This window comes from Pseudoalteromonas piratica, assembly GCF_000788395.1.
Classification (GTDB): Bacteria; Pseudomonadota; Gammaproteobacteria; order Enterobacterales; family Alteromonadaceae; genus Pseudoalteromonas; species Pseudoalteromonas piratica.
This window is the reverse complement of sequence record NZ_CP009888.1, coordinates 1,550,028-1,563,340: the sequence shown is the minus strand read 5'-3', so window position 1 is coordinate 1,563,340 and position 13,313 is coordinate 1,550,028. Positions and strand designations below refer to the sequence as shown.

The window sequence follows — 13,313 nt, the reverse complement described above, 5'->3', positions numbered from 1 at the left end:
AGTTAATAACAATCAATATCCATGCCAAAACAAGAAATAAAAAAGGAGCCTTATAAATAAGGCTCCTTTTTAATGAAAAGAGATCGAAAGTAAGTGGCAAACATAGCGGTGTCAAAAAACTTGTTTTATACTTGGTACTATATTTGCTTAATCATTTCAGTACGAGAGACCGACTGGTTTCTTATACTTACTTGTTTGGATATTTTCTGCAGTTGCCTCCGCTTTAAATATCCCTTTTAATGCCCTTATCTATTACCCCATCTGATAAGGGCATTTCTCTTAATTATCCTAATAGACTTAATGCAGCCTGTGGACGCTGGTTAGCCTGACTTAAAATAGTTTGGCTCGCCTGTTGAAGAATCTGATTACGTGTTAACGCCGCTGTTTCTGCAGCGAAGTCTGCATCTTTAATTCGTGATTTAGCTGCACTCAAGTTTTCAGCAATATTAGATTGGTTTCGAATTGTCGATTGGAAACGGTTTTGCACTGCACCCAATTCAGCACGCTTTTTATCAACAACAGCAATCAATGAGTCAACACCAGCAAGCGTTACTTGCGCATTAACTTGGCTAGAAACACTTATTGCAGTGGCAATAAAAGATGCTGCAAATGTATCTGTTGTCAGTGCTGCCCCGCCAATATCAGAAGCACCTTCAGCTAGTGTAGATAAACGTTGACCAGTTACGGCACTTGCAACACCAGCGATGCCTGACAATGTAAAACCGCCGTTAGCACTCAAACTGTTAATTGCTGCTGTACCGCCAACATTTTGCATTGAAAAGCCAATGGTTTGAACGGCATCAGCACCAACTTGAAAACTTGCTTCGTAGGTACCATCTAACAAATTTTGACCACCAAAGGTAGTATCAGTAGCTACACGGTTTACTTCAGAAGAAAGTTGACGAATTTCTTCTTGAATAGCTAAGCGGTCTTCATCAGTATTTGAACCATTTGATGCTTGTTGTGCCAGTGTACGAATACGCTGGAACATACCTGTAATTTCATCCATTGCACCTTCAGCTGTTTGTGCAAGTGAAATACCATCATTAGCATTACGGTTACCTTGGTTCAGGCCGTTGATTTGCGATTGAAGACGATCAGAAATTTGTAGACCTGCTGCATCGTCAGCTGCGCTGTTGATACGAAGACCTGAAGATAAACGCTGGAAAGATTGATCTAGAGCGTTACCTGAATTCATTAACTGACGTTGAGCATTTAATGAACTTACGTTTGTATTTACATAAAGTGCCATGGTTCTTTCTCCCGAAGTAAATATTACTTACTTTCAATTTCTCTTTTAAAGAGAGTTACGATGTATTCAGTATCTCTCTAAGTTAATTCTGTTATCGGGAGGAAAAAAAATTCCTTTAGATTATTTTTTATATTTTTTATTAATTTTCAATAGCTTAATTTAAATTAAATTTCTGGCTAACTAATGTATCGGCCAAAAAATAATATACTTTATGTGTTTTATCTAAATTTTAGGGACAAATTGATAAATAGGCATAAAAAAAGCGGGAAGTCCCCGCTTTAAATCATTTGAAAGTTTATTCTTTAACGAATGTAATCAAACAAGGAAAGCTGTGTTAAGCGGCCAAAAGTTGCCTGCGAAGCTTGCAAAGCTGTTTCCTCTTTCGTTAATTCTGTAATGGCTTCTGCCATATCAAGTTCAACTAGCTTCGCTTTTGATTCTTTATGGTTAATATTGATATCAGCCGTTGAACCAAGTAAACGCTCTGCAACATTAATCCGCCCGCCTAAATTCGCCTGAGTAATGGAAACTTGATTTTGGGCATTCGTAATTCCAACCATACCATCTGCCAGATACTCTTGATATGCATCATTTGACAATCCAGGGTTCGTAAGACCAGTAATTAGTTCCTCTAAAGTATTTAGCATATTTTTCTTTTCTGGTGGTGCTAATGAGAAATCTGCGGTACCTGGCGCAACACCCGCTAAGTTAATTTCCATGCCTTGAAACTTAATTGTATCATTTGTAAAGTTGCCGCCCCCTACAGGCGTACCTCCTAACGTTATTGCATAAGTATCAGGTATTCCAGCAGTAACTGTAACTTGAAGGTTATTATTCGCAGGCACTAACGGGTCATAATTAGCTTTATGAAAGGAATCAAATTGTGCTTGTTCCTTAACATATACTGACCCACCTGTAATGCCACCGCCAACGGTTGGGGTATTGGTATTAACATTTAGTCGCTCATCAACATTCTCAAATGCATCGATGCCATTATCACTTGAACGAAGAGTTACACCTACTGCAAGTTGCATCTCATGGTTACCTTGGTCACCTTGATAGTCATAAGTACCAGTAGCCCCATTAAATACATAAGTTTGATTACTATCTTGAAAACCTGAAAAGATAAATTTGCCATCTTCAGATTTTGAATTCATTAAATCATATAAAGTCGCCTGAATTGACTTCATTTCCTCAGCTATGGTTTCTCTATCTTGTTCAGATAATGCGCCATTACCTGCCTGCACCGTTAATTGATAACCTCGCTGCAGTGATGTTTTAATATTTTGCAGTACACTTTCTTCAGTCTGTAGCTTACTCGTTAAATAGCTGTTATTTTTTTGAAATTGATTATTTATATCAATTCGTTCACTTAATAACAGAGCTTGCGCAGAAGCGGCTGGATCATCAGAAGGTGTCAATATACGTGTTTGGGTTGACACTTTTTCTTGCGCAACAGCAACCTTCTGCTGATTTTCTAAAATTTTATCAAGGTTGTTTTGATACATTATGTTGTTTGATAAACGCATTCAATTTACCTCGCTGCATTCAATATGGTGTCAAAAACAGTTCTTGCTGTTGTTAAGATTTGCGCTGCGGCAGAGTATGACTGCTGAAACCTTAAAAGATTTGCAGCTTCTTCATCCAAATTAACGCCAGAAATTGACTCATACCATGCGTTTGATTGATTGGCTAGAGCTTCAAATGCAACTTGATTTGTTTTGGCTGACGAAGTTCTAATACCCACATCAGTAATTAGATTGCCATAAGCTTCATTAAGTTTTGTTAAATTATCACCCCCTGGAGATGCATCAACATTTGCTCGAACAAGCTCTTTATCTTGCAGCCCCGCAAGCATTAAGCCATTGCGATTATCATCAAAACCATTGGTATTAAATTCAATGGTAAATGTGTCGCCTGCATTCGGAGCACCTTCAAGACTAAAATCAAAGCCGTAAGCATTGTAAGGAGCTCCGGACTGATTCAACACATTGTCATAGGGCGGCGTCAGAACGACCGTAGTGGTCACTGGAGGCGTACCATCTGTGATATTAAATTCATTCGGGTTAGCGGTTTTGGTAACAGTGATTGGCCCATTAGTTAAAGAAGGGGGCGGGCCTGCTGTAAAGCCAGCAGCACTTGTGTCTGTGACCGTACTAGAAGAAATACTGCCTGTACCTTGGTTATTAATATTATTACTGGTGCGAATTGGTGAAGCGAGTGCCAAATCCTCAGGTCGATTAGTAGCTAACTTGATATTTGTAGAGGCATCCGAGTTCAATTTTAATTCAAATTGGTCACCAACATTAGCACCCGCAGTCAAATTAATTTGTAAACCAAACAACTCTCCGCCAACTGCGGTGGTTGAATCGGCTTGACCCGCTACCACATTCGCAACAATCGGCGTCCCAGTTGGGTTGCCATACTTATCAAGTGCTGAAACCGTAATTTGGTTTGCGGCTGTATATTCAATTAGAAAATCGGTTGCCGGAATTTCGCTGCCTTTGCCAGCTTCTACTGTACCTGTTACTTGAGCTGTACCAGTATTTGCAGCATACGCATAAGCACCCGCTGTTGGAATGGTGAAAAGGTCGCCACCTAACTCACCATCGGCATCTAAACCCAATCTATTTTGCTGATTAAACGCGTCAGCCATTGCAAGGCTAAGCTGACCAAGTTTATTCTGTGATGGAATTAGAATATCTTCTCGATAAGCTAAAAGACCACCAATTTTTCCTTTCAGTAAACTAGTATTTACTTCAAGAGGAATTGCTTTACCTGAATCCACATCGAGTTTTAAGTCTTTAAAATTTGGATCAGGGTCACCTGATAAAGAAAATAGATTGAATGCACCATTTTCCATCACCACGGCTTCACCTGTGCCCATAAAAACTAGCTTTTCACCATTTGGGCCATCAAGTGTTTCAATATCGATGTATTCTGCCAGTTCTTTAATTGCTAAATCGCGCTGATTAATCGTGCTATTAAGCGCACTGCCATCAGGTCCTGAAGAGCCCGATGCAATAGCAAGGTTAAGTTCGCTGATTTTATTAATAAGTCCATTTGCTTCATCGGTATAGATTTCAAGCTGATCATTAACAATGGTTTTTTGGTCAAATACAATGCCAGAAAGTCGACCTAATTGATCAATATAGCCTTGTGCATCATTAAAAAAGAGTGAGCGACTTACCATGGATGAAGGTTGATTTAAACTCTCTTGCAGTGAATTAAACAAAGAATTCATGCTAGTTGATAAACTATTAGACTCTTCAGCAAACAAACTATCGACTCGCGCAGATTCATCAACAAACTGATTGAAAAAAGCAAGATTAGATACATCACGATTCAATTGTTGCTGTGCAAAGTCATTCACCAAGCGAAAGGTCTGACCCAAACCGACTTGATTATCAAAGAGTGTTCTGTGCTCTGTACGTTCACGAACATAACCTTCAGTATTTACATTGGTGATATTTTTACTGGTCGTTTGCAGTAACTCAGAGCTAGCGCGAACTCCTGAGTTTGCAATATTAAGTAGATTAAAAGACATTAGTCACTGCCTCCTAAACCTGTTATCGAACTTTTCATCATATCCTTTACATTGATTCCTGAAGCGACTGATTTAATCGCATCATTAAATTCACTTCTGCTGAGTACATTTATTATTTTTTGTGCGTAATTAGGGTCAGTTGCATAACCAGCCTTTTGCAGCTCGTTAAGATATTCAGTTGGGTTTGCTGTTGTTTTTAATGCTGATTTATAACGAGGGTTTTGCTGTAAAAAGTTTACAAAATCATCAAAGCTTTCAGCAATGTTGTTGTAAGCTCTGAAGTTAGATTGCTTTTTCACTGCCACGCCATCTTCAAATTCGAGCGATGCTTTGGCTGCTTTGTCACCTTGCCAAGATTTATCCGCTTTGATGTTAAAGAAGTTGTTGGAACTTTGCCCATCGCTCTTGGTTATCACATATTTGCCCCACCCTGTTTCTAACGCCGATTGCGCAAGCATAACAGCAGGACTTAAACCAATTTTTTCGGCAGCTTGTTTTGCATGTTGCCAAAGTTCAGAAACAAATGATTGCTCACTTTCAATTACTTTTACATCATTTGAAGCTGTCACAGTTTCTTTGATTTCCTCTACCGGCTCAGTTGGTTTAGAAACCATAGGTGCAATTTGACTTGGTGAAAATAAACTTGCAGGAGTGTACTTGCCAGGTGTTGGCGATAACTGCTCAACAATAATGTCAGCAAGCCCTAGTGCACCACTTTGCGATAATTCCATCGATAACTGCTGATCATGCATATCGCGATAAAATTTCACACTACTGGCATTAAAAGGGCTGTCTTCATCTTCAAATGCCTCATTCGCTTTACGCATACTTTTGAACAGCATTTGCGTAAAAATAGATTCAAATTGTGCTGCAACCTGCTTTAGTGCTTTTTTATCAGGATCGCCTTGCAATGCCTCTTCTCTCAAAGAGTTTAAATTGCTTAAATCAAAGAAGCTTTGTTGATGATTTATGTTGTTGCCATCCATAAGTCAGCTCTCATTCAAAAAATTGGCTACGAAACACTCTAATATTTCAATGCAAAAATTGATCCAAACCTTTAGTCATTAATGCTAAATAAAAAAGGCCTGCTTCGAGAAAATTTCGAAATCAGGCCTTCAATAACAGATTAAATATGTCTTTTATTAAGAGACAGCATAGTGCTATCCCGTAACGATTGCGTTAGATTACAATTAACTGCCCACTAATAGCACCGGCTTCTTTAAGCGCTTCTAAAATTGCCATTAGGTCACCTGGAGCTGCACCAACCTCATTAATGGCTCGCACTAAATCATCTAAACTTGCTCCGGGATCAAATACAAAGGCACGAGTATCGTCACGAGCAACATCAATGATACTTTGCTCGGTTACAACCGTTTGACCACCAGCAAGCGGATTTGGTTGATTTACATTTTGTTGCTCTGCAATCGTTACCGTTAAACCTCCATGAGTTATCGCGGCAGGTTCTAAGGTAACGTTTTTACCAATCACAATGGTGCCAGTTCGTGAATTAACAATAATTTTCGCGCTATTATCTGCCGGTTCAAATTCGAGATTTTCTAAGGTCGCAAGATAGGCAACACGTTGCGCTGGATCACGTGGCGCGAGTACTTTTACAGAAGCTGCATCCATTGCCGTTGCCGTATTAGGACCCACAAGATCGTTAATTGTATCTGATAACGCTTTTGCGGTAGAAAAGTCTGGACGGTGTAGGTTAAATGTAATGTGATCGCCCTGATTAAAAGGAGATGCAACAGAACGCTCTACTATCGCGCCATTAGGGACCCGCCCTACAGTTGGTGTATTTACTAACACTTTACTGCCATCGGCTCCCTCTGCACCTAATCCACTTACCACCAAACTTCCCTGAGCAATCGCATACACGTTGCCGTCAACGCCTTTCAAAAAAGTTTGAATTAGCGTACCACCACGAAGGCTCAATGCACTACCAATTGACGAAACCGTTACATCAATAGTTTGTCCTGGCTTTATAAAGGGCGGTAAATCGGCATGCACAGCCACGGCTGCAACATTCTTTATTTTTGGCTTTAAATTCGCCGGTAGCGTAATACCGAAGCTGCTTAACATCGCTTTAAAGCTTTGTTCGGTAAAACTACTTTTTTCGCCTGTACCTGGTAAACCAACAACTAAGCCATAACCTACCAACTGGTTATTTCTCACGCCTTCAACGGCTGTGACATCTTTAATGCGTTCAGCTGATGCCGGAAAATGAATTGCACCAAGTAATACTATAATAAATGCAAAATATCGCATGCTGCCTCCTAAAAAGGATTTAATGGGCTTAGGAAAAATTGTGAAAGCCAACCCGCTTCCTGCGCATCTGCGAGTGCGCCTTTGCCTGAGTATTGAATACGCGCATTAGCAATGCGATTTGACATCACCATGTTATCGGCGCTGACATCTTTCGGACGCACAATGCCTTCTAAGCGAATAAATTCCTCACCCGTATTAAGCGTTAACCATTTTTCACCACGGATAACTAAATTACCATTCGGTAAAACACGCATTACATTGACCGAAATATTACCGTTTAAGCTATTGGATTGGTCCGATTTAGCATCCCCTTTGTAGGAGCCTTCAGAACCGACACCGTACTGCAGTGCATCACCATTAATGGTAATAGCATTTCCACCTAATCCAGTAACAGGAGATAATGAAAAATCGGTTTCACGATCGGTTTCCGTTTTTGCCGTTTTAGAGGCTTGTGTCGATTCACTCAACACAACGGTAATAATGTCACCTTGGCGCAATGCCTTTTGGTCAGAGTAGAGGTCATTTGAGTAGTGAGTATTAAATAGCGACCCAGTGTTTACTTGCGAAACATTGGTGTCTTCTGGATACAGTGGCGCATAATAAGGGTCATCACGTTCGACAAAACGATTCGCGGTGGTGACACACCCACTCAATAACACCCCTGAAACAATTGCTAAAACTAACTTACCCATGGCAATCACCTACTAAAGTTGCTGGTTAATGTAACTTAACATCTCATCAACAGATGAAATGACTTTCGAGTTCATTTCATATACTCGCTGCGTTTCGATTAAGTTAACTAACTCTTCTGTTACATTTACGTTTGAGGTCTCAAGTGAGCCTTGAACAATTACTCCCAAACCATCAATACTTGGATTACCTTGCACTGGTGCCCCACTGACTGCGGTTTCCGTATATAAATTTTGACCCATAGGTTCTAAACCAGACGGATTGATAAAATCCGATATGGTTAACTGACCAATTACAGCATTATCAGCTTGCCCTGCAATACGTACAGACACTTCACCATCTTGAGAAACGATAATCTGCTGCGCATCATCAGGCACATTCATTTCTGGTTGTAACGGGTAACCTGCACCTGATGTAACAATTCGCCCTTCTTCATCTGTAGTAAATTGACCATTGCGCGTATAAGCGAGGCTACCATCCGGCATAGCAACTTCAAAAAAACCTTGTCCTTGAATCATCCAATCCATTGAATTGTCGGTAGTTAACATATTCCCTTGCGAGAAGTTCTTTTGTGTTGCAACCACTTTCGAACCCGCACCAAGCATTAAGCCTGATGGCAACTGAGTATCTTGTGATGAGCGGCCACCCGGTTGGTTAATATTCTGATAGAGCAAATCTTCAAAAATTGCACGACTCTTTTTATAGCCAACTGTACTTGCGTTCGCTAAGTTATTTGAGATCACAGATGTATCGGTTTGCTGCGCATCGATACCTGTTTTACTAATCCACAATGCAGGATGCATACTAACCTCCAAAAACCATTAATAAATTCGCATTAGAGAAGATTGGCTTTCGTCAATTTTCTCAGCTGTTTTCATCATTTTGACTTGTAACTCAAATTGTCGTTGGTGTGAGATCATGCCGACCATCTCATCAACCGGGTTAACATTAGACATCTCTAACGCACCGCTCGTTACAGTCATATTAGGGTCAGTATCAAGCACTTCCCCTTCTTTATTTCTAAATAAGCCATCGAGCCCTTTTTCAAGTGGCTGCACACCATAGGCACTAACTAACTTGAGCCTATCAATATCTTCAATAAAGTTTGCAGGTGCCCCTTGTGGTCTCACTTGGATCATGCCATCTTTCGAAATCTGCACTTTCTCTATTGGCAACGGCAAAATAACCGGACCAGCTTCACCAATTACCGGTAAGCCATTAGCAGTAAAAAGCTGGCCTGTTTCGCTCATCTTTAAATTGCCTGAACGCGTGTAGGCTTCTTCACCATTAGCATCTTGCACAGCTAACCAACCATTTTCGCCAATCGCAATATCGAGTTCTCGACCTGTCATTGACATCGCGCCTGCACTTAAACGCGAACCAGGTCTTTCTTCCATGGCAAAAACACGTGTTGGTAAACCTTCGCCAAATGCTTGCATTGAACGTGCTTGTTCTAAGTCAGCCTTAAAGCCCGTTGTTTTCGCATTCGCGAGGTTATTCGCTTTAACTGCGATACCCAGCATGTTTTGTTTTGCACCTGAGGTGGCGATGTAAAGTAGTTTATCCATCAGCACAGCCCTTTAGTTATCTCTAATAGTTAACTAGAGCAAAAATAGTGCCAATAACGAGGGGTAGAAAATTGACGCTTAAAGAGGAGCATTGAGGGAATAAAAAGGGCTGATAGATCAGCCCATTGAAGAAGTGAATTAGATATTTTAGATTATCGGATCTGTAAAATATTTTGTTGTAGTGTTGAGTTAACTTCTAATGCTCGCGAGTTTGCTTGGAAGTTACGCTGAGCTGAAATCAAATCAACCAATTCGTTGGTTAGGTTAACATTTGACTGCTCAAGGGCACTTGAGTTGATTGTTCCAAGGGTGCCAGAACCTGGTTCACCTGCAATTGGCTCACCTGACGTTAAACTCTCTTTCCAAGCTGTATTACCTACTTGTGATAAACCCTGAGAGTTCGCAAAGCGTACCATAGATACTTGACTGATATAGGTAGAATCACCATTACTGTAAGAAGCAACTATTTTACCATCGGTGCCTATATCAATACCTGTTAAACGTCCTACAGTAGCACCATCTTGTTCAAGCGCTTTTACTTCAAAACGACTTGCATACTGAGTAGGTTGCTTATTTGCAGTACCGGCTTCATCACGCCAATTAATATTAACGTCATTTGGGAAAGTAGCACCATTTGATAAAAGGGCTGATAAATTTCCGGCTGTAAGAGATACTGGATCAAATGTTGTATTTGGTGCCGTTACAGGTGCATTAGGTAAACCACTTGAATCAAATGTAAATGTTGATACAGGAGCTGCAGCCGGGTTAGTACCCGTATTATCAAACTCCTGTCCATCTAAAGTTGCACGAACTTCCCATTGATTATTTGTAGCTGTCTTTAAAAAGAAAAACTGCATAATATGCGGCTCACCCAGCGAATCATAAACGGTTGTTGATGTTGAAGCATTAAATGTAGCAGAATCCGTTGGGTTAAACGGAGCTACGGTTGGTTGGCTTGCGCCCGCATCTAAGTTAAATGATGTATAAACATTATTTGTTGCACGTGGTGCGCCTGATGCATCTGGTATCTGAATCGGAGTTGCAGTACTCAAACTTACCGAAGTCGTATCACCATTTGAAGGGTCAACTGGGAAGCCACGTAAAAAGTTACCTTGTGCATCAACAACAAAGTTATCTTTATTTAGCTTAAATGCACCAGCACGCGTATAGGTATAATCTTGTGATGATAAAGAATCAGTCATTGCAAAATAGCCTTCGCCTGTAATGGCTAAATCAAGGGCATTTTGCGTAAACTGCAATGATCCTTGATTAAATTGTTGTGCAACTACAGTGGTCTGCACACCATCGCCATTTTTTGTCTTGCCTGAACTAAACACTGATGCTGCATAAACATCTGCAAACTCAGCACGTGATTCTTTAAAACCGGTTGTGTTTACGTTTGCAATATTATTTGCTGTTACATCGAGATCTTTTTGTGCTGCTGCCAATCCCGTTAATGCAATATTAAAACTCATAATTCACCTCTAAAATGTGCAGTTTAAAAATAGGTAATTAACTGCTTTACACTAAATTAATATTCAAATTTAATGCCAAGATTAGCCTTGAGCGATTTCTACAACGTCACTCAAATTAACCGAGCCCGCACCAGTATTTAGAACTAGGCCATGTGTACCTTTCAAACTAACGCTTGAAATATTTAAAAATGCACCTGTTGGAAAACTTGTGTACTCACCATCAGCAACTCTTCCTTCTGCAGTCATTGCATAATTGCCAGGTGGCAATGGATTTCCGCTTTGGTCTTTACCATCCCATTCAAACTTTGTAGCACCAGCAGCTTTAGAACCGATATCAATTGTACGAACTACTTCACCCGCATCGTTTTTAATCTTCACTGTTACATCATGTGCAGCCTGATCCAGTGCTACACTTCCTTTCGATGGTTTTCCATCAGTTAGTTCCAATACTGAAGAAGGTACAAGTGCATCTTTGCCTACTAAAGTAGATGCTTGCAGCGCTGAGTTTGATGTCATTGATGATGCAAAGCTTTCAAAATTGCTATTCAGTTGACTGATACCATCAGCCATCGAAAAGCTCGTCATCTGTGCAATCATTTGATCATTATCTGCAGGTTTTGTAGGGTCCTGATAAGAAAGCTGCTGTGTTAACAATGCAAAAAAGTCTGATTGTGTGAGTTGATCATTGTTATTCGCATCTGGCACGCCAGTAGGTTGCTGCCACTTCAATGAGTCGATATAACTATCATTTGATACATTAGTTGTCATAACCTGCTCCTATTAGTTTTGACCCATTCTCAATGTGCGAGATAACATTTGTTTTGCAGCATCAGCTACTTGCACATTAGTCTGATAATTACGAGATGCTGAAATCATATTGGCCATTTCTTCAACCACATTGACATTTGGCTTATAAATAAAGCCATCTTTGTCTGCTAACGGATGCTCTGGATTAAACTCTCGTTTAAGTGGTTTATCACTTTCTACAATACCGAGCACTTTTACACCCACAGCTTCTCCCTGTTGCGAGTTAAGGGCCTTGCTCAACTCGGCTGAGAATACAGGGTGTCTTGCTCGATATGTTTCATCGGCGCTGGAACTCACTGAGTTTGCGTTCGATAAATTACTAGCCGTAGTATTCAATCGAACCGATTGCGCACTCATGCCTGTCCCGGAAATATTAAATACGTTGTACAAACTCATAATTATGCTCCCTGACCGCCAAGTGCTTTTTTCAAGCCCTTAAATTTGCCGCCGAGAAAGTTAATACTCGCTTGATACTCCATAGCATTTTGAACATATTTACCTCGTTCAAGCTGCATATCTACAGTATTGCCATCACCTGTATCAGGCTGGTTTGGGATCCGGTAAAGCGTATTACTTTCTAAGCTATTAATTGATAGATCGAAGTGTTTTTCGTGAGTGGTTGCAAGGCGCTTTGACTGACTTGATTTTGCCTGTTCTAAGGCTTTAGAAAAATCGATATCGCGCGCTTTGTAGTTAGGCGTATCTGCATTAGCAATGTTAGTTGCTAACACCTCTGCTCTTTGTGAACGAGCCAATGTTGCTTGCGGATGTATACCTAATGCTCTGTCAAAACTGATAGCCATAACTTCTCCAAAAAAGTGACTTTGGAGAAGTTATGCAATTTGAGAGCCAAAACTAATATGTGAAGTTATTTTTTTTGATAAATAATACCAGGGTTACAGCGGATCATTTCAAAATCATCACTCAGACCGGTCATGGATTCAGACGCACCTAAAAATAAATACCCTTTTGGATTAAGCGCTTGGTGGAATTGTTTAATAATTTTCGCTTTAACTTCAGGCGAAAAGTAAATAAGGACATTACGGCAGAAAATGATTTCAAATTTGCCCATGAGTGCATATGAATCGAGCAAGTTGAGATGACGGAAACTCACCATACGTTTAATATCGTCATTTACCCTTGCCATACCGTGACCAGAATCTGTAAAAAACTTGCGGCGACGTTCTGGTGACAAGCCCCTAGCTAACGCCAAAGAATCATATTCTGCATTTTTACAGATATCTAACATAGTATTTGAAATATCCGTACCAACAATATTAACACCCGCAAGTCCACCTGGCTTTGATTGTTTATACTCTGCTGCACTCATTGCAATAGAATATGGTTCTTGACCAGATGAGCTAGCAGCTGACCAAATTTTGATAGGGCGACGTAACTCGGAAAGTTCTGGAAAAAGCTTATTCTTTAATAGCTCAAACGGATAAGTATCCCTAAACCACAAAGTTTCATTTGTTGTCATTGCATCAACAACAGCAGCTCGAAGTTGACGTTCACGAGGACTTAATGTCTTTGTGACTAATTCAGATAAAGATGCAACTTCAAAACGCGCCATTAAAGGTGCCAAACGACTTTTAACCAAGTACTGTTTGTTATCGCCTAAAACAATACCGCATTGTTGCTCTAAAAAGCTTCTAAACTGCTGGTATTCTTTATCATCTAGATTTTTGTTCAAATTTATTACT

Annotated in this window: 13 protein-coding genes; all 13 read right to left on the bottom strand. The window is 40.2% G+C overall.

The features are described 5' to 3' along the window. Positions 1 to 283: 283 nt before the first annotated feature. Entirely contained in the window at positions 284 to 1,252 is a 969-nt protein-coding gene (locus OM33_RS07100; RefSeq protein ID WP_038640382.1) for a flagellin N-terminal helical domain-containing protein, read from the bottom strand. 302 nt (positions 1,253 to 1,554) lie between these two features. Further along, complete coding sequence (gene flgL / locus OM33_RS07095; RefSeq protein WP_038640380.1) at positions 1,555 to 2,781, bottom strand: flagellar hook-associated protein FlgL; 1,227 nt, start codon at positions 2,779 to 2,781, stop codon at positions 1,555 to 1,557. A gap of 5 nt (positions 2,782 to 2,786) precedes the next feature. After that, positions 2,787 to 4,799, bottom strand: a complete 2,013-nt coding sequence (locus OM33_RS07090; protein ID WP_038640377.1) for a FlgK family flagellar hook-associated protein — start codon at positions 4,797 to 4,799, stop codon at positions 2,787 to 2,789. Beyond that, positions 4,799 to 5,785 (bottom strand): flagellar assembly peptidoglycan hydrolase FlgJ, encoded by a 987-nt coding sequence (gene flgJ / locus OM33_RS07085; protein ID WP_038640375.1) that lies wholly within the window; start codon positions 5,783 to 5,785, stop codon positions 4,799 to 4,801. The genes OM33_RS07090 and flgJ overlap by 1 nt, the downstream gene beginning before the upstream one ends. A gap of 193 nt (positions 5,786 to 5,978) precedes the next feature. Next, entirely contained in the window at positions 5,979 to 7,070 is a 1,092-nt protein-coding gene (locus tag OM33_RS07080) for a flagellar basal body P-ring protein FlgI (RefSeq protein WP_038640373.1), read from the bottom strand. An 8-nt stretch (positions 7,071 to 7,078) separates the two neighbouring features. Next, entirely contained in the window at positions 7,079 to 7,762 is a 684-nt protein-coding gene (gene flgH, locus OM33_RS07075; protein ID WP_038640371.1) for a flagellar basal body L-ring protein FlgH, read from the bottom strand. A 12-nt stretch (positions 7,763 to 7,774) separates the two neighbouring features. Continuing rightward, complete coding sequence (gene flgG / locus OM33_RS07070) at positions 7,775 to 8,563, bottom strand: flagellar basal-body rod protein FlgG (RefSeq protein WP_038640369.1); 789 nt, start codon at positions 8,561 to 8,563, stop codon at positions 7,775 to 7,777. 18 nt (positions 8,564 to 8,581) lie between these two features. Next, positions 8,582 to 9,328 carry a flagellar basal body rod protein FlgF gene (locus tag OM33_RS07065; RefSeq protein ID WP_038640366.1) on the bottom strand — a complete coding sequence of 249 codons (747 nt, stop codon included), beginning with the start codon at positions 9,326 to 9,328 and terminating at the stop codon, positions 8,582 to 8,584. A 152-nt stretch (positions 9,329 to 9,480) separates the two neighbouring features. Beyond that, positions 9,481 to 10,803: a flagellar hook protein FlgE gene (gene flgE, locus OM33_RS07060; protein WP_038640364.1), complete on the bottom strand. Its 1,323-nt coding sequence runs from the start codon at positions 10,801 to 10,803 to the stop codon at positions 9,481 to 9,483. 81 nt (positions 10,804 to 10,884) lie between these two features. Then, entirely contained in the window at positions 10,885 to 11,571 is a 687-nt protein-coding gene (locus tag OM33_RS07055) for a flagellar hook assembly protein FlgD (protein ID WP_038640362.1), read from the bottom strand. A 12-nt stretch (positions 11,572 to 11,583) separates the two neighbouring features. Continuing rightward, positions 11,584 to 12,006 carry a flagellar basal body rod protein FlgC gene (flgC, locus tag OM33_RS07050; RefSeq protein ID WP_038640360.1) on the bottom strand — a complete coding sequence of 141 codons (423 nt, stop codon included), beginning with the start codon at positions 12,004 to 12,006 and terminating at the stop codon, positions 11,584 to 11,586. A gap of 2 nt (positions 12,007 to 12,008) precedes the next feature. Further along, positions 12,009 to 12,413 (bottom strand): flagellar basal body rod protein FlgB, encoded by a 405-nt coding sequence (flgB, locus tag OM33_RS07045; RefSeq protein WP_038640358.1) that lies wholly within the window; start codon positions 12,411 to 12,413, stop codon positions 12,009 to 12,011. 65 nt (positions 12,414 to 12,478) lie between these two features. Beyond that, positions 12,479 to 13,303 (bottom strand): CheR family methyltransferase, encoded by an 825-nt coding sequence (locus tag OM33_RS07040; protein WP_407681046.1) that lies wholly within the window; start codon positions 13,301 to 13,303, stop codon positions 12,479 to 12,481. Between the last annotated feature and the right edge of the window lie 10 nt (positions 13,304 to 13,313).